The organism is uncultured Dysosmobacter sp. (genome assembly GCF_947631165.1).
Classification (GTDB): Bacteria; Bacillota; Clostridia; order Oscillospirales; family Oscillospiraceae; genus Oscillibacter.
In genome coordinates this window covers 39,903-60,253 of the sequence record NZ_CANRKH010000009.1, presented here as the reverse complement: position 1 = coordinate 60,253, position 20,351 = coordinate 39,903, and the positions used below count along the sequence as shown (strand labels likewise).

Annotated in this window: 21 protein-coding genes and 1 pseudogene; 2 read left to right on the top strand and 20 right to left on the bottom strand. The window is 53.8% G+C overall.

Features of this window, described 5'->3' with window-relative positions; genetic code table 11:
• Positions 1–4: 4 nt before the first annotated feature.
• The 7 genes and pseudogenes from Q0Z69_RS06400 to Q0Z69_RS06370 form a co-directional block, all read right to left on the bottom strand.
• On the bottom strand, positions 5–637 hold the full coding sequence (locus Q0Z69_RS06400; RefSeq protein WP_298031004.1) for a DUF4391 domain-containing protein: 633 nt from the start codon (positions 635–637) through the stop codon (positions 5–7).
• A 1-nt stretch (position 638) separates the two neighbouring features.
• Complete coding sequence (locus Q0Z69_RS06395) at positions 639–3,869, bottom strand: helicase-related protein (RefSeq protein WP_298031001.1); 3,231 nt, start codon at positions 3,867–3,869, stop codon at positions 639–641.
• 56 nt (positions 3,870–3,925) lie between these two features.
• Entirely contained in the window at positions 3,926–4,126 is a 201-nt protein-coding gene (locus Q0Z69_RS06390; RefSeq protein ID WP_298030998.1) for a helix-turn-helix domain-containing protein, read from the bottom strand.
• A 291-nt stretch (positions 4,127–4,417) separates the two neighbouring features.
• Positions 4,418–5,287 (bottom strand): annotated as a pseudogene (locus tag Q0Z69_RS06385) (recombinase family protein); the annotation flags it as partial.
• A complete protein-coding gene (locus Q0Z69_RS06380; RefSeq protein ID WP_298030995.1) occupies positions 5,272–6,783 on the bottom strand; it encodes a recombinase family protein in 1,512 nt (503 codons plus the stop codon). The gene Q0Z69_RS06380 and the pseudogene Q0Z69_RS06385, both read right to left, overlap by 16 nt.
• A 1-nt stretch (position 6,784) precedes the next feature.
• On the bottom strand, positions 6,785–7,003 hold the full coding sequence (locus Q0Z69_RS06375) for an SHOCT domain-containing protein (RefSeq protein WP_298030992.1): 219 nt from the start codon (positions 7,001–7,003) through the stop codon (positions 6,785–6,787).
• A complete protein-coding gene (locus tag Q0Z69_RS06370) occupies positions 6,996–7,418 on the bottom strand; it encodes an RNA polymerase subunit sigma-70 (protein ID WP_298030988.1) in 423 nt (140 codons plus the stop codon). The genes Q0Z69_RS06375 and Q0Z69_RS06370 overlap by 8 nt, the downstream gene beginning before the upstream one ends.
• Before the next feature lie 237 nt (positions 7,419–7,655).
• On the opposite strand from Q0Z69_RS06370, the gene Q0Z69_RS06365 reads away from it, so the two are divergent.
• Complete coding sequence (locus Q0Z69_RS06365; protein ID WP_298030985.1) at positions 7,656–7,967, top strand: hypothetical protein; 312 nt, start codon at positions 7,656–7,658, stop codon at positions 7,965–7,967.
• An 86-nt stretch (positions 7,968–8,053) separates the two neighbouring features.
• Here the strand turns inward: Q0Z69_RS06365 and Q0Z69_RS06360 are convergent, their stop codons facing one another.
• Positions 8,054–8,440, bottom strand: coding sequence for a hypothetical protein (locus Q0Z69_RS06360; RefSeq protein ID WP_298030982.1), 387 nt, complete (start codon positions 8,438–8,440; stop codon positions 8,054–8,056).
• A 166-nt stretch (positions 8,441–8,606) separates the two neighbouring features.
• Between Q0Z69_RS06360 and Q0Z69_RS06355 the strand changes: the two genes are divergently transcribed.
• Positions 8,607–8,864, top strand: coding sequence for a helix-turn-helix transcriptional regulator (locus Q0Z69_RS06355; protein ID WP_298030979.1), 258 nt, complete (start codon positions 8,607–8,609; stop codon positions 8,862–8,864).
• Positions 8,865–8,945: 81 nt separating this feature from the next.
• Here Q0Z69_RS06355 and Q0Z69_RS06350 read toward each other — a convergent pair whose 3' ends face one another.
• From Q0Z69_RS06350 to Q0Z69_RS06295, 12 genes are all read right to left on the bottom strand, one after another.
• Positions 8,946–10,292: an N-acetylmuramoyl-L-alanine amidase gene (locus Q0Z69_RS06350; RefSeq protein WP_298030975.1), complete on the bottom strand. Its 1,347-nt coding sequence runs from the start codon at positions 10,290–10,292 to the stop codon at positions 8,946–8,948.
• Positions 10,293–10,294: 2 nt separating this feature from the next.
• Positions 10,295–10,714 (bottom strand): holin family protein, encoded by a 420-nt coding sequence (locus Q0Z69_RS06345; protein ID WP_298030972.1) that lies wholly within the window; start codon positions 10,712–10,714, stop codon positions 10,295–10,297.
• Positions 10,715–10,813: 99 nt separating this feature from the next.
• Positions 10,814–11,185 (bottom strand): hypothetical protein, encoded by a 372-nt coding sequence (locus tag Q0Z69_RS06340; protein WP_298030969.1) that lies wholly within the window; start codon positions 11,183–11,185, stop codon positions 10,814–10,816.
• Between the two features lie 134 nt (positions 11,186–11,319).
• Positions 11,320–13,446 carry a glycine-rich protein gene (locus Q0Z69_RS06335; protein ID WP_298030966.1) on the bottom strand — a complete coding sequence of 709 codons (2,127 nt, stop codon included), beginning with the start codon at positions 13,444–13,446 and terminating at the stop codon, positions 11,320–11,322.
• A complete protein-coding gene (locus Q0Z69_RS06330; protein ID WP_298030962.1) occupies positions 13,439–14,518 on the bottom strand; it encodes a hypothetical protein in 1,080 nt (359 codons plus the stop codon). The genes Q0Z69_RS06335 and Q0Z69_RS06330 overlap by 8 nt, the downstream gene beginning before the upstream one ends.
• Positions 14,505–15,293 (bottom strand): phage distal tail protein domain-containing protein, encoded by a 789-nt coding sequence (locus tag Q0Z69_RS06325; protein ID WP_298030959.1) that lies wholly within the window; start codon positions 15,291–15,293, stop codon positions 14,505–14,507. The genes Q0Z69_RS06330 and Q0Z69_RS06325 overlap by 14 nt, the downstream gene beginning before the upstream one ends.
• A gap of 44 nt (positions 15,294–15,337) precedes the next feature.
• Positions 15,338–18,424, bottom strand: a complete 3,087-nt coding sequence (locus Q0Z69_RS06320) for a phage tail tape measure protein (protein WP_298030956.1) — start codon at positions 18,422–18,424, stop codon at positions 15,338–15,340.
• A gap of 79 nt (positions 18,425–18,503) precedes the next feature.
• Positions 18,504–18,668: a hypothetical protein gene (locus tag Q0Z69_RS06315; protein ID WP_298030953.1), complete on the bottom strand. Its 165-nt coding sequence runs from the start codon at positions 18,666–18,668 to the stop codon at positions 18,504–18,506.
• Complete coding sequence (locus Q0Z69_RS06310; RefSeq protein ID WP_298030949.1) at positions 18,665–19,042, bottom strand: hypothetical protein; 378 nt, start codon at positions 19,040–19,042, stop codon at positions 18,665–18,667. Before Q0Z69_RS06310 ends, Q0Z69_RS06315 begins: the two co-directional genes overlap by 4 nt.
• Positions 19,043–19,057: 15 nt before the next feature.
• A complete protein-coding gene (locus Q0Z69_RS06305; RefSeq protein ID WP_298030946.1) occupies positions 19,058–19,651 on the bottom strand; it encodes a major tail protein in 594 nt (197 codons plus the stop codon).
• A 1-nt stretch (position 19,652) separates the two neighbouring features.
• Positions 19,653–19,970 carry a hypothetical protein gene (locus Q0Z69_RS06300; protein WP_298030943.1) on the bottom strand — a complete coding sequence of 106 codons (318 nt, stop codon included), beginning with the start codon at positions 19,968–19,970 and terminating at the stop codon, positions 19,653–19,655.
• Entirely contained in the window at positions 19,967–20,350 is a 384-nt protein-coding gene (locus Q0Z69_RS06295) for an HK97 gp10 family phage protein (RefSeq protein ID WP_298030940.1), read from the bottom strand. Before Q0Z69_RS06295 ends, Q0Z69_RS06300 begins: the two co-directional genes overlap by 4 nt.
• Position 20,351: the final 1 nt, after the last annotated feature.

Here is a 20,351-nt window from a genome sequence, read left to right as displayed (position 1 = left end):
GTAATTATATAATGCCGTTTTTAAGTCCATCCAGCCGTTTCTTATATTCCCTCAGTCTGGAATACAGTTCAAACTGCTTCTTCGGTTGCTGTTCCTTCCATGCTGCAGCCTCGGTCTTCTGGATGAGCTTTTCCAGCTTCACGATCTCTTCCTGGAGCTTCAGCCGCTCATCCACGGACAAGGCATCCGTCTTTTCAGCTCGTTCCTCATACAGCGCAATCTGTTCCGTGAAGGCATCCCATATCTCTCCAAGGGAAAAGCCCTGCGGTTTCAGATCCACCTCGGTCTCGTCCATCCACTGTGTCCGGTACAGCTTGCCGTGGTAGAGCGCAAGCTGCCGACGGTCCTCATGCGAGAGCAGGAACACCAGCTTGTGCGGATTCTGTCTTGCAATTGCCTCGATGACCTTCCCATCAAACTCCTGCTTCTTTAAGATTATCGACAAGAGAAGTATTTCCTTTATATCCGAATCCTCGTTCAGATTCAGATTCTCCTTGGTGAGACTGTTCTCTACGACAATCCTGTCCACATCGGACACGAACTTGTCCTTCAGCACCTTCGTGAGCGGAAGGCGCTTGTAGAAAGCCTCCTTCGGCAGTCGCCGGTGTACCTTTGTAGCAGTCGGGAAATCTATCATATCAAATCACCACCATAAAGCATATCAATTCAAAATCATCCAGTCCCGAGAAGCCGCCGGAGAGGAAGGTGGTCTGTCCGACACTGAAGAAGCTGTCGATGTCCCCCTCGTCCTTCGCGTCTATGATTGACATGATGGCGTCCTCCAGCAGCCGGGATACCTTGCCCATGTTCCTTCCGTTGTCCGTAGCCTTGTTGAACCTCTCGCACAGAGCCTTGTCCGGCAGAGCTTTCCCTTTCGCCATATGCCGCATCACATCGAGCGTGTCCTTCGGCTGCAAATGGTTGGAGACCACGCCGCCGTCTATATCCACATACACCATGTAGAAAGGATGCAGCCTGTTCTGGTTCTTGATGTTGACATTCTCGTTCACGTTCCGCAGCACGAAGATGACTCCCGGCTTCTCGCCCTTCACCACGGCATGGATGCCGAAAGGCGTGTGATCGATGTCCCCATGCTCTTTCATGTACGCCAGCAGATCCATACGGAATTCATTCAGTCCCAGATCCATGATGGAAACGCCGCTGGTCATGTCCTCAAGGTCAACGACCTCTTCCTGCAATTTCTTCAGCTGGCTCCTGCGGTATTCCAAGTCGCCTTTCTCCTCTTGGTTGATCAGGTCGTCATCACCCGTGGAAGTCATGACGGAGATACGCATCCTCGTCTCAACCCTGGACTTCAGGTTGATGTATTCGTCCAGATCCAGATCCGGCCAGAAGTTCACAAGCTGTATCACTGCATTCCTGCTGCCGATACGGTCGATACGCCCGAAACGCTGGATGATTCGGACGGGATTCCAGTGTATGTCGTAATTCACGCAGAAATCGCAGTCCTGCAAGTTTTGCCCCTCGGAGATGCAGTCCGTAGCGATCAGGATGTCGATGTCCGCCTTGTCCTGCGGATAAAGCACGTCCCTGTCCTTGGACTTCGGAGAGAAACAGGCAAGCACGTGGTTCATGTCCGCCTTGAACCTGGGAATGGTGGTCTTGCCGTTCACGGAACCAGTCACAAGGGCAGTATGCAGCCCCAGTTCCTTTAATGCCATCTGGCTGATGTTTTCAAACAGGTAATCAGCCGTGTCGGCAAACGCCGTGAAGATGAGTATCTTCCTGTTGCCTTCGTTTATAGGGCTTGCCGCCTTTTCCCGGATGACACGGATCAACTCATTCAGCTTGAAATCGTATTCAGGTGTGATGTCCTCCACCATGAGGATAAGCAACTGCAAATTATCAAGGTCTTCATCAATGTCGCGTTTCCATGAAATGTAGTCCATGTCCCGAAGGTCGATCTTCACCTTCTTGCCGACACCGAAGAAGTCCGTGTTCTGGTCATCATAATCAAACTCGTCTGAAACGCCAGAGAGATCGCTCATCTCGTTCAAATCGCCCGTGCCGTCCTTCATAAACTGCTCGATGATCTGCGAGATGTCATACAAGTAGTCGTAAATGCGCCTTACCGTCAGCAGGAAGGAATGCACGGAGCTTTCCATGCGCTTCAATAAGTTGATGCTCATCAATCGCTTGATGCCAAGCTCACGGCCTTTGCGGAAGTTCTCCGTTTCCTTCTCGTCAAGGTACTTGTGGAGCTTGCTGGCATGGATGTAAATGGTAGGCGTATATATCGTCAGCTGCAATTTGGAAAGCAGCTCGAAAACTTCTTTGTAGTTGATAGCCCCTTCCCGGTCTGTCAGCTTCGGACGCAGGGTCTTCGGCTTATTCCTCTGAGGGAACGTGCCGATGTCAGCAACATCATAATATGTCTGGATGTGCTTGCGCGACCTCGCAATCGTCACACTGTCCAGCACCTCGAAAAAGTCAAAGTCCAGCTGTGACAGGAGCGTGCTTGTCGTCCGTTCCTTTTCCGGAAGGTCACACCAGGCATTGTAGACTTTCTGTGCCTGACGGAAGATCGTATCAATATCTGATTTCGTATTCAGCTTTTCGTTAAATTCTGACGGGTCACCTTCATATGCAAGTGCCAGCTGGTTGCGGAGATCATAAAACCGGTTATTGACAGGTGTGGCCGAGAGCATCAGAACCTTTGTCTTCACCCCCGGCTTGATCACCCGGTTCATCAGGCGCATATAGCGGTTCTCCTTCTCACCGCCACGGCTGTTGGTCCCGTTGCCGTTGCGGAAGTTATGGCTTTCATCAATGACGACCAGGTCGTAGTTTCCCCAGTTGATACGGTCAATCGGCAGCCCGATTACCGTGTTTCCGCTGTCCCTCGACAAATCTGTATGATAAAGAATGTCATAGCGGAGCCTGTCCCCGGCCAGTGGATTGTTGATGAGATTCCCCCGGTATGTCATCCAGTTTTCCGACAGCTTCTTCGGGCAGAGGACGAGGACGTTCTTGTTGCGTCCCTCGTAATACTTGATGACTGCAAGGGCAGTAAAGGTCTTGCCCAGCCCCACGCTGTCCGCAAGGATACAGCCGTTGTACTGCTCCAGCTTGTTGATAATAGCGAGGGCGGCATCCTTCTGGAAATTAAACAGCTTGTTCCACACAACACTGTCCTTGAATCCGGTAGCCTCGTTCGGCAGTACATCCTCCGTGATGTCCTCAAGAAACTCGTTGAAGATGTTGTAAAGCGTCATGAAATAGACAAGTTCCGGAGCGTTCTCCTGATAGACCGTGGAGATCATCTCGATTACTTCCTCGGTCACGTCCGTCAGCTTGTCCTCGTCATTCCATACCGAATCGAAAATGCGCAGGAACTCTTGGCTGGCAGGATTCTCCATGCGCGTGACCACGTTCGTCAGGTTGTTGCCACGCTCGCAGCCGAGATCCACGGTAGTGAATGTGTTCATCGGCATATAGGTGTAGGCATCCTCGCCGCCGTCCACGAGCAGGAAGTTGTTCATCCCCTCATGGGTGACGTTTGAGCGGAATGTCACCTTCTTCCGCATCCATTCCGCGCATTCCATCGCCACGGCTTTCTGCTTCAGTTCATTGCGGAGCCTTACCTCGAACTCCGTGCCGTAGAGGCTCTTTTCCCTCTTTAGTCGCGGGATGTAAAACTCCCGGCGTTCCTTCTGTGTCTTCTCAGCAACGAAGGTAGGCGAGGTGAAAATAAAGCGCAGTTCATCGCAGGACGTGAGGCTTGCCTTTAACTCCTGATAAGCGTATATGGAAAAGCAGGCTGCGGCTATCGAGACCCTGCTTCCTTTCCGGATCTTCTTTTCAAGATCGTCCTTCACAACCTTCGTCGTGTTATTAAAAATATCCAATTGAATCCACCTCTCAAGGCATGACTATATCAGACGAGCCGTACCATAAAACGGGCTCATTCTACGATTGCGCTTTTTCCGCTGTTGATCCAGTCATCAATCTCGGATCGTTTGAACTTCCACATCCTGCCGACCTTGTGGGCAGGAATCTCGTTCTTGGGATCCTTTATCCAGCTGCGGAGCGTAGTCTGCTTTATCCCGAGGTACTCGGCAGCTTCATCCAGGTTGATGTAGTTTTCTTGATTCGTATTATCCATTTCGTAGTCCTTTTCCTTCTAACTGCGGCTTGTTCGTGTTGCCTTTCATTCTAACACATCATCGGAATATTTACAACGAGTTTGTTCACATTAGTTAATATTTATTGAGATTGTCAGTTTGCGTGTATTCTGCACACCCCCTGCCTCGAATACGCCGTTTCAGGGCATAAAAATAAGGCGGTTCTTCCATCAGACCGTCTCTCTGAACACCCCTTCAAGAACGCCATTCCAGCAAAAAAGCCCGAGTTTACGGGCTTTCTAAAGGGTGTGCAAAGTATTGACATAAGAAGGTGCCTCGTGGTTCCCCTCCACATAATACTGCGGGATCTCCCCCTGGTTCTTCTTCCGCTTCTTCGTAAGGAAATCCGCCGTGTACTGCTTCTGCAGGAGCGCGTCCCCTTTGTACTTCTCGTTGGTGAGGATGCTCTTGACCGAACTCTGGTGCCAGGTGTCCTTCCCGGCGGGGCTTTTGATGCCAAGCCCCGTCAGTTTCTTGCCGATGGCATACGGACTCAATCCCTGCAGGAACAACTGGTATATCAGCTTTACCGTTTCCGCCTGCTCTGGATTCACTCTCAGACCGCCGTCCTCCCCTTTCTCATATCCGAGGAAAGTGCTGTAGGCAAGGCTGCCTTTGCCGTCCGCAAACTGTTTCCGCTTGCCCCATGTGGTGTTCTCCGAAATGCTCCGTGATTCCTCCTGCGCAAGGGAGCTCATGATGGTGATGAGCAGCTCCCCCTTGGAGTCCAGCGTGTAGATGTTCTCCTTTTCAAAATAAACCTCGATGCCCTTCTCCTTCAGCTTCCTTACCGTGGTCAGGGAATCCACCGTGTTCCTCGCAAACCGGCTGACCGACTTCGTGATGATGAGGTCGATTTTCCCCACCAGTGCATCCTCGATCATCTGGTTAAAACCATCACGCTTTTTTGTGTTCGTTGCGGAGATGCCTTCGTCCGTATACACCCCGGCAAACTCCCAATCCTCCCGTTCGTTTATGTACCGGGTGTAATAATCGACCTGCGCCTCATAGCTTGTCGCCTGTTCCTCGGAATCCGTGGACACCCTCGCATATCCCGCCGTCTTCCGCTTCTTCGCCACCGCAATCGGCCTGGAGTCAAACCGGTTCAGCGTGGCGGGGATCGTCGTCACTTTCTTTGCCATTCTGCCATGCCCCCTTCCGTAAAGTGGAATTCAAACCTGTCCTCAAACACTGCCACGTCCGCGACCTCCTTCACGAACCTTGGCTCGTAGTCCGCGCCGCCGAGGACTGCCGCCACAGTCTCCCGTAGCTCGTCATCCATCAGCCTGCGGGATGTGCATCCCCGACACACCCACACCTTATATTTTTTCTTCTGCCCTTTCGGACCCATCTTCCAGTAATCGCATTCCAGTTTCCTGCCACAGCATCCGCAGGTGATTTTCTGCGAAAATGCGCTGCGGCCCCTTTGGTATGCCCTCATGATTTTCTTCACCCTGCCGTTTTTCATACCAAACTCAATGCTGTCCGCATTTATGACGATCTGCCCGACTTCCCTTTTGACGGCATCCCCGTCAAAGGCGGCAAGCCCCAGGGCAGCGGCCGATGCCTGCTCCAGTTCCGATTCATAGACCGGCCGGAGCCCGCACACGTCTTTCCCTTTTCGCTCCCTGGTATTGCAGTTCCATTTCTTTCCATACTTCGTGGTGCGCCTGCTGGCCGAGCAGCCACATTCCCCGCACCTTACCAGCCCGGAGAAAGCCGTAAGCACGGGGTTTTTATTGGCGGCGTTTTCCGCCCGTCCCTCCCGTATGGCCTGTGCCTTTTCAAAATCTGCCTGCGTGATGAGCGGCTCAAACATCCCCTCCACCATGTACATTGGTAGCTCGCCCTTATTCCTTTTCCTCGTATGCCCCTCGGAAATGAAATTTTTCTGCAGGAGCATGGAGCCCGTGTAAGACGGATTCGCAAGGATGAACTTGATGGTGGAGTCATCCATCGGCACACCCTTCTGCCCCGTGACGCCCCGTTCCGAAAGCTCCTTTGCAATCCCGTAGGCGGATGCGCCGGAAAGGTATTTTGCAAAAATCTCCTTTATGATTTCTCCCTGCTCCGGTATGGCCCGGTACATTTCTCCGTCCCATTCATACCCATACGGCGCTTTATGCCCGTTCGGGATGCCCTCTTCAAACCGTTTCCGTATGCCCCACTTCACATTTTCTGAAATGCTGCGCGATTCCTCCTGCGCAAAGGATGCGAGCAGGGTAAGGAGCAGCTCGCCTTCATCGGAGAGGGAATGGATATTCTCCCTTTCAAAATAAACATCAATCCCAAGTTCCTTCAGGTGCCTCGTCACCGTCAGCGTGTCCACGGTATCCCTTGCAAAGCGGCTGATGGATTTTACCAGCACCATGTCAATCTTCCCGGCATCGCAGTCCGCAAGCAGCCTGTTGAAGTCGCTGCGGTGGCTTGTGTCCCTCCCGCTGATGCCCTCATCCGCATATATGCCCGCAAACTCCCAATCAGGATTTTTTTGTATCAATTCGTTGTAATGGCTGACCTGCGCGGAAAGGGAATGGATGAGCATTTCCGTCTCCATCGACACCCTCGCATAAGCCGCCACCTTTTTCCTCTTTTTCAGTTCCGGCAGAACCTGCCCGATTACGCTGATTCTCGGCATATCATCCCTCCTTGTCAGTGTCACATGATGCCATAGAACCAGCCTTATATCCACTTATTTCTGTCCGTAAACTCACCAAAATTGGGCGGTATTTTTTGCGGAAAATTGTATCAATCTGACCGTACTCCTCTGCCGTCATCGCCCCCTGTTCCATGAGGGATTTCGCTATGTTCATGGTGGCATGGTACATTTTCTCGTTTCGGAACTGCTCCTCACTCATCCGCGCCACCCCCGAACCTGTCAGCCACATAACACGCATGGGAGCAGTATTTCCTTCCCGCATTCCCATAGGCCGTGAACGGCTTTTTGCAGTAGGCGCACACGAATTCATAATGCGCCCTGCGCTTCACCCTGTCCTGATGGCTGTTCCACCACTTATTACGGCATTTATCAGAACAGAATTTTTTCATTTTCCGCCCCGGATTCTGCACCACCTTTGTCCCGCAGCATGGGCAGATTCCTATATCAGTTCCAGGGGCTGGAGACATCCCATCCAGTGCCTTCCCATTCAGCCCTTCTCTCCGGCAGAATGACTTTACAGTATTCTCCGAAAGTCCAAGTTCCCGTGCGATCTTTATATATCCAACGCCGTCCGCCTTCATCTGCCGTATCCTGTCTTTCTGCGTGTCCGTCATATCCGGCACCTCCTCAACATACGGAGATTTACGGGCGGCTTTATACACCCTCCGGCGCAAAAATATCTGCCGCCACTGTCCCCGTCCATTTACGGGAGGCGCTCCGGCCTGCGGATGCCTCCTCAACATACGGAGATTTACAGCCGGTTTTGGATACCCATTCATGTTGAAAAATCAACTTGCTAATCCACGGATTCAGAGTTAATATGCACCACTAAGGAAAGGAGGGATACCGCCATGGATAAAGATTCCGTAATGTACCAGTTGATGGACCTGCGGGTGAACACCGTCTTAAACAGCATCCAGGCTGCGGATGAAGAGTACCAGGAGATCCTGCGCAGATCTGATGTCTACTCCGGACAGCTTGATGCCATGGACCTGCCAAGGGAAACCCGGCTGCTCATTGACCAGTATGTCAGCGAGCAGAACGCACTCGGCGCACGGTACGGCGCGCTTGCCTACCTGCTCGGCTTTTCGGACTGTATCGAGCTGTTCCGCAACACGCTGAAGGTCCCGAAATGGGAAGAAAACAGCAGCGCAGCAGGTTAAACCGCAGTTTCCAGAAGGACGGCAAAAAAAGAATGCCCGCAGGAACCTTGGACGGTTTCTGCGGGCATTGCCATATCAGAATGTTTTCAGGCTTTTCCAAAGCCAGACAGGAACCCGCATCCTGCGGCTTCCATGAATTCCTGTTTCTTCAGCACATAGGAATCCTGCATCTCCTTCGGCATACACCTGAATATCTGGTCATATTCCATTTCCACCATCGGTGTATCTTTTGCATACTCCAGAAGCTGCGAATCCATCCACTCCTCCCACAGGTCATCAAACAACGCCCCGGCATCCAGGAATGTGAATACATTGTCAAACCCCCATGGCGGCTTGTAATATTGCAACTTCACAAACCCGAACCGCCCTGCGTCAAGCACCACCAGATCCTCCCCTTCAAGCGCCTCCCGGAATGCCTCTGCGACCTTCCTGCATTTTTCCCGTTCCTCATCCGAAATAAAAGCTTCCTGCATCTTCCTCCACCTCCTTCCCATCTCTCGGCGTCTCATATATAAGCATAGGTTTTCCCATATAGCAACTGGTTTTTCCTGTCTCAGCCATTTCCTTCCGATGCCCGTTTTCCAGTTGATATCCATGCGGTTCAGAGTTAATATGCATCACTACGGAAGGGGGAATTTTATGATGCCAGGAAACACATTTACAACGCTGGACGCCGTCCTGACAGGGAAAAAAATAAACAGTGCCATAAAGCAGGGCGGCTACAGCATAAGGGAACTGCAGGAAATGCTGGGGCTGTCCTGCCCACAGCCCATATACCGGTGGATCAGGGGCCGCACCCTGCCCTCCATTGACAACCTGTATATGCTCAGCAGGATATTGGGCGTGCATATGGAAGACCTGCTCGTGCCAAGCGGTAACGGAAAACGTCCTGGGTGAAAGCATTATGGGTACAAAAAAAGAATGCCCGCGGAAAGCAGCATGGCCGTCCGTGGGCATTTCCATTATCCCTGTTTCGTTTTACATCCTCACCGTATGGTCAAGGGAAATCCACCCGTCCCGCTTATCCTGGTATGCTTTCAGCAGCCCCCACTTTGACGCGCCTTTTCCATCAGCCTCCTCAACAATGGTGAAATTTCCAATTCCCGTGTATTTCCCTATCCTTGCATATCCTGTCCCCGGCCCCCTGCGGATGTTCAGGTCGGGGATTGCCACCCTCACCATATAGGGTGCGGAAAGCGTAAGGCTCTCCATGAACTGCACCTTCCCTTCGTCCATGACTGCTTTCAGGATGGAAAGCATCTTCTCCCCATACTTCTCCCCTGCCGCCCAGCCTTTCCCCTGCGGGTTCTCCTTCTGCCCAAGCCACTCCACATAAGGCGCACAGCCCCTTGTGACATAGCGGAAACGTGGATCAACCCTCTCATTTGCGAGGGCTTCTGCGGAGGCATAGGCTTTGAGGTGCTGCACCTGTGCCCGGATGCCAAGCTGCGGCGTGCCAAAAGACAATCCTGTTTTACCTCTCTGCGTCACCCCAAGGCCGCAGAAATTGTTCTGCCCCAGCGTGACCGCAGAGCCTGAGAACGTAAAATTCCCTGTCTCAAGGCAGGACTGCGCAAAGGCAATGTCGCCCCTCACTCCCTCCGCTTCCCCTTCTGAAAGGTACAGCGGCAGCATATCCAGCACGGACGGCACCACAGCAGGGTTCTTTGCCCTGATATATGATTTCATCTGCTCCAGCGTTGCCGCAGCCCTCCCCATGATCTCCGTGTATCCGTCCGTGCCGGCCTCATCCATTGCCGCCCTGACCGATTTGCGGAAGGAATCCATGGTGTACCCCATGCCAAGCTGCATCCAGAGATGCTCCGGGTCACCATGATTGGAAGCAATGCCCCGACTGTGCCCCTCCCTGTGGCTGATGATGGTGCCGTCCGCCAGCGGGTCCAGGCCGTATTTCTTACAGAGCATGGCGAACAGCTCCACCGCCGCCCCATAGGTCCTTTCTGCCACCGCTTTTGCCGTAGCTATGTCGGAGCAGGTAAAGTTCGAGCCTGCCGTGTATTTGATACACGCAGGCTCGCACATCTCCACCCCGATATGGGTATTGTTCCCGCTTCCTTTATTCCCGCTTCCGCAGTGCCATCCCCGGTGGTTCCAGGGGAGCGTCTGGTATACCGTGCCGTCATTCCCGTCAATGAATCCGTGGACGCAGGATGCGTCATGCGCAGGGCTGTTCCACGAATTGATGAATACGGACGCTTTCGGCTGCGGGCAGCCCACGGAATGGAGCATCAGCCCCTTGACCGTGATCTTCCGCCCTGCCGTATAGCAGGGGTTCCTTGTCATGATCGATTCCACCAGTTTCATAATTACTCGTCCCCCTTCCCGCTTTCTGCCCTGTCATGGAGCTGCGCCAGGATGTCCTTCAGCTTTTCCGGGATGGGCAGCCCAAGGTGTCCGGCATTCTCCAAAAGGCTCACGCCCTCGTTGGAGATATAGAAAAAGATGATTGCCGTGCGAAGAACGGAGCCGCTCCCGATGACCTGCACATCGAGGATGTTGGCGATCCCCACCAGCAAAAAGATCAGCACCTTCTTTGCGATGCCCTTGAAGCCCACCTCGCTGGACAGCTTCTTATCAGCTGCGGCGCACATAACGCCCGTGATATAGTCCACCGTCACAAATGCGATGAGCGCATACAGCAGGCCGTCACAGCCGCCGAGGAACCAGCCAAGCCATCCCCCGATGGCTGTAAAGATGAGTTGGATCGTGTTCCAGAATTCCTTCATAGTGAAACCCTCCTTTAAAAAATTTTTGTGTATGAAAAAAGCGGGTGTCCGTAATGGGCATCCGCCAGTTTCCAGCGTTATTCGGTTTTGTTTTCTGCCTTAAAGTCTTGTTTTCCTTCCTGTTAGTACATTAACCACAGTAGTGCCTTCCCCGAATGCTGCTCTTGCCTCCGCAAGTGCCTCCCCGGAAAGCCCCCTGTGGTTCCTGCGGTATTCTGCGATGCTCTCCGCATTCTGTGCATCCCGTTTTCTTGCGGTTGCCTCCCTGTCAAAAGGGTATCCTGCGTATTCAAGTTTCTCACATAAGTCATCCATCAGGTAGCGCCCGTTTCTGTTCCACTTAATGGCTCCGTCTGCCTCGACCGTTGCGTGGGAATCCGCCGTTATCACAGCCTTTTTCATTTCCTCCTCTGCATTCTTTTTCCAGTAATCTCCAAGCCTTCCCGTTATCTCCATTGCAAATCTCGTCATTGTGTTTCCCTCCGTTTTCTTTTGGAAACAAGCTCTGCTTGTTTTGTACACCCATATTCGCTCTGAATGGGGATATTATCAAGATAATTCGGAGCATAGGATGCACAAACATACAGATGGAAAACTGTACATATTTACGCACATTCCACATACCGGATGAATGCCTTTCCGTTCCCATCGTTCACCCCTGCCTCGGTCTCCGCAGGGTAATATTTCCCGTTGTGGGTGAATGGCGCGACACCGTCAACATAGCCGGAGCCGCCTGCGCCGGACTCACCGTTCATCCCACAGTTCCCGCCGAACCATCCGCCTCCGCCGCCGGAAGAAGCTGTGCCGCTTGATGAATAGTAATCCCCCATGCCAAAATTTTCAGACGTGCTGCTGCTTGTGGACATCTGCCTCCCGCCCAATGCACCGCCGGAGCCATTGCCGCCGCGCTCCCCGCCGCCGTCCCCGCCCTTGTGGACAGTTTCATTGTCGATTCCCCCGCCGCCGCCTCCGCCTGCCACGATCAGGACATGGTTTCTGTTATTATAGCCCAGGCCATTACTGCCGTTGTTATATCCCAATTCCCCATATCTTGCGGCCACATGGGTGGCACCCCCGCCACCTGCGCCATACTGCTTGCTGCTGGTATAGTTACTTCCACGTCCGCCGCCGTTAGCGCCCGATGATGTGCCATTCGGTGATCCGCCATTAAAGATATAGATTACCTCGTCTTTTTTCATCTTCTTATAGCCTTTGGAATGACCGCCAAGACCGCCTTCCGCCACAAGGGAGTCCACTTTTGCCGCAGCGCCGGCAGCACCCCACACCTCAAACTCATAGATGCCGTCCTGTGGGATAACGAACTGCACATAAGAGCCGGTATAGGGGAAGTCATATTCTGTGGTCACCCACATGGCATAGAGCGTTGCCCCCGCAGGGAACACACCCTTTTCCCCCGGCTTATAGGATGGCGTGGAAAGGGAATCCGTACTCCATCCGCAGAAAGACATATTCTTTCTTGTGTAAGGGCTTGCCGGGACTGTGGTAGGCTCGCTCTGCGCATTCCCGTTATTGTAATAGCAGTAAGCCGTAAAGGACTCCGCCGCCCCGGTTTCTGCAAGGGTTCCGCCGTTGGGCATCAGCCCGATGGTCATCTGCTTTTTGAAAACCGCATATAAAGTGACTGGTTCTTCCGAAGTAATGATGAACTCGGAAAGCACCTTCTTTTCTGCGGAACCATCCTGCCGCCACCCCACAAAGGTATAGCCCTCCAATGCGGCAGACGGTGCGGCGGCAATGGCATCCTCCCTGTCCGGCACGGTACGTTCCAGCGCATATCCCGTGTCGATCTGGTATGTCACTTTGACGCCAGCCGCATAAACCCTGTCCTCCCCTACGAAAATCCGCGTCACCCTCTTGGTGGCGGCATCCTCATAGCAGAGGTAAATGGTGCTTGCACTGTAGTTTTCCAATGCCCGGTATTCGTCTAGGCTCACCAGTTTCATCACAAGCCCGGTACTGCTCATCATCTCCGCCACCTTTTCATCCAGCGTCTGTACGGATTCTTCCAAAGTCCCCGTTGTGGAAATAAGGCCGTCCAGCTCCCCGATGACATTCCTTGCCGTGAATACCGCAGTTCCATCTAAAACTTTGTCGCCCACTTTCGTGATCCTCGAATACCCGGAAGGCTCGGAGGCGGCTGTGGTGCCTGCCTGTGTGCAGACAAGCGTTGCCCACCCCGGAGCGCCCACCGCCGTCACCGCATCCCCTATGGAGTAAGATGTGGCGCGGGTGAGAGTTTCCCCTCCGCCGCCACCGCCTCCGCTCCCAGCTTTCAGCGTGGGGAATACTTTAGTCAGGCCGCTAAGTCCCGCCGAAGATACGGTAAAGATGGCAAGTTCCAGATCGTAAGAGGAATTGTTGTAATTGATGTTCACGTCCGCATCCAGCGGCGGAAGCTCCGATGCCGCCTGCGCCATTATCTTGATCGGCTCATCCGCATTGGACAGGTCAAGGTGGATATACACCCGCCCTTGCAATGTTTCCCCTACATCTGCAAGGCGCACGTCAATCTCCGTTTCATACACTTCAAAAAAGCGTCCTCGTATCATGCCAAAGCCCTGCGAGATATGCAGCACATTTCCTCTCGCATAGGTCACTTCGCAGCCTTTGAAGATGCCGCTGCCGGGAATTGCCGTCTCATAGATGATGGCGTCATCCTGCGGCGTGACATTTCCGCCCTTATAGGTTTTCAGTGTGATATTATCAGCCATTCTCCTGCCTCCTTAAAATCTTAGTCAAGTCCAGCCGCACCGTGCCGAATACCAGCTTTGTATTTTTGCCCCGCTCCCTCCCGGTGAGGATGCTGCGGTAACTGCGCCCGTCCGAGATGATGTCCGCCACCTGTCCGAATTCCATCTCCTCCGGCTTCACCAGAGCATCACCGTTCATCATGGTAAGCTCTATGAGGTTTGAATAGGATAAATTTGCGAACTTGTTATGGGCGGCGCTGATGGCGGCACTTTCAAAGCTGCTCCCCTCCTCATGGGAAACGGCCTGCATCTCACAGACCACCGGGACAATGCGGTCACGGTCTTTCGTGTCATAGCCAAGATCGGGATGCAGATAATAAATCCGGGTGTTGGCATAGTTTTCCGCATCATAAATAATCAGCTTATTCACATCGGCGCTGACCTGTTTGATGGTGACGCTCTTTTTGATGATATTCGGCAAATCGCTCTCTATGGTGATGATGCCAGCCGCCGCCCTCCCCACCGTGATCTGCACTTCCCGGTTCTGGATGTCCAGCTTTGTCTTTACCAAAATACTGTACTTCTCCATTGCCGGGATGATGACGGAATCAATGAGGTTCACGATGTTGTGATGCCCGCCCTTGTCGGAGGGCGTGATGTGAAGGCTCCAATCTTTTGTGGCTGTTGCCGCTGTAACTGAAAGACCACGGATGTTCTGCATTTCATCCTCGTTTGTGATGAACATTTCACGGATACGGTCACAGATGAACTGCTCCATGCTCCCCTGCCCCTGCAAATCCACATCAAACAGCACATCCGTATTGAGCAGCTCCATCAGCGGCTTATAGGAAATGGTCTGTAACTTCTTTGACTTGTCCGTCCCATAGCCGATCTCCGTCACGATTCCGGCATATTCCTCACTGCCCCGGCTGATGCGGATGTAGTCCTGCTTCTTCACACCGGGCAGGGCAAGCACCGTCACGGTATTGCCGTCCGATGATAAATAGTCCTCTTTATAGGTAACCTCATTCACATTGGTGTTCCCCACCATCTCAAAGTCCTGCGTGAATATCTCCACGTTATACGGTCTCATAGCTGATCCTCCCTTCTACCATAACATTCAGAATGTTCAGCCCCTCATGCACCACGGAAATGCGGTTGCTGCCGTACTGCAGGTGGAAGAACCGCTCCGTGGTAAAATCGCACATCTGGTACCTGTCCGCCACCACCTCGTCACTGACGCCCCGCTCCGTGATGCTGTAGGGAATCTGCGTGGTGTCAATGACCAGCTTATGCCCGTCCGGGATGCTGCCCTCATACCTTCCCGTTTCATATAGGACATTATTCACATAGTGCTTCCATACCGGGTTCGTGCATGGGCCGTACACCGTCACCTTGCACGGGCTGTCCCCGCGGCTGTCGCTGTCGATCATGAGGGTGTTCTGCGTCACATCCGCATAGGCATAGGTGTATTCGTAAGGGTAAATCTTCCCGCCGATGGAGAGCGTCCCGCTGTATCCGGAAACATTCTTATAAAACTGCCCGGTTGCCGTGAAAGCCACCTCGCAGTCTAAGCCCGCGCCGCCAGTAATAAGTTCGCTCTTTGCGATCTCCGTCATCCGCACCGGAATGCGGAAAGCCTCCTCCATCTCATACACAAGGGTCAGCGGCACTGCCCGGACGAACCGGGAGAATGCCCGGTAGTTCTGGTATGCGTTTTTCCCGCCGAAAAATATCCGCCCGGTCATCACGCCCTGTGAAAATAATTCCTCCAGGGGGATGAAGTCCGTGCCGATCTGTTCATACTGCGTCCCGTCCTTATAGCCGAAGCCGCCAATGGAATGGAAAAAGGACGTCCGGGCGTTCAAATCCCATGACGCCCCTTCCCCATTAATGAGTTTGAATTTCCTTATCATGAATACGCCTTTCCCAGCTCCCGGTTCAGCCCGTCAGATAACTCTCCCACCAATACACCGGAATCCAATACCACCTGTGCGTCTGCCAGCCTCGGCAGATACTTTGTCACCACTTCATACATGGCATCCAGCCTTGCCGCCAGTGAGGAACCGCTGCCGGAGCCTCCTGCCGCCTGCGCCCCCGCCGTCATGGAATCCGTGGCAGGGATGAGCGTTCCGGCCAGTTCCTTCATGGGGCCGGTCAGCTTTCCGAGGTTGCCTTTTATCCCTTTTCCGAGCAGGTCGATCATGTCCGGCATGAACGTGTGGAAGTTGGAAAGCGGTCCCTCGTCCGGCTCGGAGAAATGCAGGAAGGACGCAATCGTCCCCGCGATGTCCTTCACGCTGTCCACAAGGCCGCTGATCTTGGACTTGATGCCGTTGATCAGCCCGCCGATGATATCCTTGCCCCACTGCAATGCCTGTGAGGGCAGCCCCTTGATGAAGTTTATCGCGGCATCAAATCCGCTCTTCACCGCCCCGGCAATGCCGCTCATGGCGTTTTTGATTCCTGAGAGCAGGCTGTTAAATACATTTACCACCGCATCCTTCAGGCCGCCCACGATACTGGTGACCGTGGACTTGATGGCATTCCACACACTGGTGATGACCTCTTTTATCGCATTGACCACGGAACTGACGGCTGATTTGATGGCCTCCCACGCTGCGGTGATGGCGGATTTGATTGCCTCCATAATGGAAATGACCGCTGACTTTATCGCCTCCCATGCGGCCACAGCCACATTTTTTATCGCTTCAATCGCAGAGGAAACCGCGCTCTTGATGGCTTCCCATGCTGCAATGACCGCAGAGCGTATCGCCTCCATTGCCGTGGTGATGGCGTTCTTTATCGCCTCCCACGCAGAAACCACCACGTCCTTAATGGCGGAAAGCACCGCCGTCACCGCTGACTTGATGGCTTCCCATACCGTGGTAATGACGTTTCTGATCGCCTCCATTACCGTGGTGACGGTATTCCGTATCGCCTCCCACGCACTGGAAAGGAAAGAGCCGATGGCGTTTGTCACAGTCTCAATCACGGTTTTAATCGCATTCCAAACCGTGGAGACCACCGTCTGTATCACATTCAGCACGGTTGTGATGATGGTCTTGTAAAACTCGAACCGCGCCACAATGAGCGTCTTTATCACATCAAGGACAGTCTGGAAAATGTTCTTGATGCCCTCCCACAGCCCGCTAAAGAAATCTTTCAGCCCATTCCAAATGGCCTGCGCCGCCCCAGTGATGGCGTTCCAGATATTGGAGAAAAAGTCTTTCAGGCCATTCCACACAGCTATGGCGGCATCTTTTATCACGTTCCAAAGGTTGATCCAGAACTCCCGGAAGCCCTCGCAGTTATTCCACAGCGCCACAAAAATGGCTATCAGTGCCGCGATTGCCGCAATGACCAGCGTTACCGGGTTCGCCGCAAGGATTCCCCACAGCGCACTAAGCCCGCCGCCGATACTGGAAATGCCGCCGATCAGCGTGGGGATGAATGTCATGATGCTGCCCACCGCCGAGACCACTTTCCCGATGATGATAAGCACGGGGCCGATTGCCGCCGCAAGCAGGCCGATGGTGACGATGGTGTTCTTCGTCCCCTCATCCATGCCGTTCAGCTTATCCACGAATCCCTGCACCCATGTGACGATCTGGCGGATGGCGGGCATGAGGATTTCACCAAAGGAAATGGCAAGCTCCTGCAACTGGCTCTTTAGGATGGTAAGCTGCCCGGCAAGGTTATCCTGCATGGTGGCCGCCATCTCCGCAGACTTCCCGTCACAGTTGGCTATGGCGCTGCTCACCTTCTCAATGTCCGCAGGGGCGGCGTTCATCAGCGCAAGGAATCCTGACATGGCATTCTTGCCTACCAAAGCCTCTGCCGCCGCTGCCTTTTCGGATTCCGACAGCCCGCCGAAAGCCGTCCTGCAGTCAGCCAGGATGGCGCTCAAATCCCTCATGCTCCCGTCTGCATTGGTGGTTGCAATGGTCACTTCCCCGATGCCCGCACCGCAGATTTTCACTTCCCCGGAAAGGTTGCTCATGATGGTACGGAGCGCGGTACCGGCCTGCGTGGACTTAATTCCCGCATTGCCCATCAAGCCGATTGCCTCTGCGGTATCTTCCGCGGAGAATCCCAAAGCCCCGGCAATGGGCGCACAGTATTTGAAGGTCTCGCCCATCATGGAGACGTTGGTGTTGGCATTGGAACTGGCCGCCGCAAGGATATCCGCGAAATGCCCGGAATCCGCTGCGGTCAAGCCAAAGGCGGTCAGGGCATCCGTCACGATATCGGAGGTAGTTGCCAAGTCCTCCCCGGAGGCGGCTGCAAGGTTCATAATGCCCTCGATGCCGGAGAGCATATCCGAGGTTTTCCAGCCCGCCATCGCCATGTAGTTCATGGCCTCGGCTGCCTCGGATGCGGAGAACTTGGTCTTGCTCCCCATCTCCCTTGCCTTATCCCGGAGGGCATCAAGGTCTTTTCCCGTTGCCCCGGACACCGCCCCGACCTGGCTCATGGCAGTATCGAAGTCCGCCGCCGTCTTGACCGCCACCGTGCCAAGCCCCACGATAGGCGTGGTCACGGTCTTGGTGAGGGTAGTCCCCACCCCGGAAATCTTATCCCCTAAGTTTTTTAAGTCCTCCCCCACGGCGGCGATCTTCTGCACCGCCACCGCCGACTGGTTGGCCTGTTCTTCGAGGCTTCTCAGCCTTTCCTCGGTCTCGATGATCTCCCGCTGCAGCCCGTCATACTGCTCCTGGGTGATCTCCCCTTTTGCCAGCGCCTCGTTTGCCTGTTCCGCAGCGGCTTTCAGGGTTTCCAGCTTTTCCTTCGTCTCCCGCACCGCATCCGCAAGGAGCCTGTGCTTCTGTGCCAGCAGTTCCGTGTTGCCGGGGTCCAGTTTTAGGAGCCGCTCCACGTCCCGGAGCTGCGACTGCGTGGTGCGTATCTCCCCGTTTACCCCTTTTAATGCGGCTGTCAGCTTTGTGGTGTCGCCGCCAATCTCCACCGTGATTCCCTGTATCCTTGACGCTCCCACCCAAAGCACCTCCCCTGTGAATGGGCATAAAAATACCCGGATTTCTCCGGGCATCCTGCCTTTCCGTTACACGCCCCGCTCAAAACTGGTCCATGTCCTCCTGCGTCCCAAGCACCGCGTAGGTGCAGGAATCGTTCATGCTCTCGGCATACATATCATTGATCAGCCCGATGGAGAGCAGCTCAAGGTCCGCCATCGAAAGCCCAAGCTGCACACACCGGAGCAGGAACAGCGGCGTGGTCATTTCCCGCTCAGTTGGGCGAAGTTTTTTTTAGCCTCCACATCTGTCTTTACATTCAGCCCCCACAGTTCTATCAATTGCGGAAGGACCTGGTAGATGGAAAAAGTATTGAAGCTGTCCAGCCATTCATCCACTTCATTCGGTATCTGCGGGTCGGCGTGCTTCGCCATCGTGTAGGCGATATTCTCGAACATCTCCAATGAGAATAAATCGAGGTTGGAGTTTTCCTCATCCCCTTCCCCTATGCTCTTTTCCAGAATCCGCAAATCCTTATAAATGTCACGCTGGAACTTCAAGCGGTAAATGCGTGGGATCGCCGCCGATGCCTTGAACAGCACATCCTGCCCGTCAATCTCTATCTTCCTTACAATGCTCATATCCTTTCCGCCTCCTTATCCCTGTCCTTCTGTGTCCGCATCCGCCGCTTTGGGTTCCGGCAGATACACGCTCTTGTACCAGTTCGCATAAGTCTCCGCAGATGTCTTGTTCCCGGTCTTGGCTTTCACATAGCCGCTTGCCAGCGGGCGCGCCTTGATGGACAGCGTTTCCGTCTGCACCTCCCGGCTCTCCTCATTAGTCTTGCCCTCGATCTTGGGGCGGCTTGCGGAACAGTTATACAGCACATGGCGTATCTTGCGGATGTCCCCGTCAAACTCAAAGAGCAGCGCAAAGGCCGCCGTCTCGGAATGGGCGTTCTCCACCAATACCTCATTGCTGTCCGCTTCCTCCTTCAGCACGTCCGTGCGGAAGCTCTCCGGGATCAGCGCCAGTTCCAGGTCGCCGTCATAGCCCATGTTGTTGGCTATGATGTAATACTCGATACCGTCCGCATAGAAAGACTCCGGCTCGCCGTTGGGGTCCAGGGAAAGGGATACCGCTCCGGGCATTGCCACGGGGCTTTCAAATGCCATCTCCCCGTTCTCCTGTGCCTTCTGCAATGCGTAATGGCAGTTGCAGATATTGAATTTCACTTTGTTGTTCTTCATGTCATACCTCCATTCCATACAAAACTTCATACAGTTTTTCCGATTCTATCCACGTTTCCGATTTCCCGTAGAAGATGCCGTATCTGAGCAGGACCGCTTCTATGGACTCTTCCAGGTCCGGGTTCTTCAAATCCGTGTAAAGCTCTATGTGGAGCCTGTTTATCCTGAAATACACGATGCCGTCAGCCGAAAAATTGTCAGCCTCCGGATATAAAAATACAAGGAAGGGCGGCTCCGGGGATTCCCCTTCCGCAAAATGGTGGTAGGCATAAGGCAGCCCCATCTCTTCCACCATTGCCATGACTTCCCCGTGCGTCATCCCTTCACCCCCTTTTCCACCTCGGACAGGAGCAGTTCAAACCCGGCTTTCTCCGCAGGCGCGATATGGGGCTGCGCCTTCGTCCTGCCGCCGCCCCGCTTTGCGTGGCCGAACTCCAGCAGGTGCGTCAGCCGGTACTGCTTCTTTGAATGCACCACCACCGCCTTGGCGGATGCCGTCTCCTTCACGGTGTCCGCAGACCAGCTTTTTGCATACCTCCCCGTATCCCTCGGCGCCGTGGACTGTATCTGGCCTTTTACAGCTTCCCCCGCCTTCGTGACTGCAGCCTTCACATTTGCCGCCGTGGATATCCCGTAATCCGAGAGCGACTGCTCCAGCACGGCCGCAAAGCTGTCAATGCCCACCCTTTTTCCTGCCATC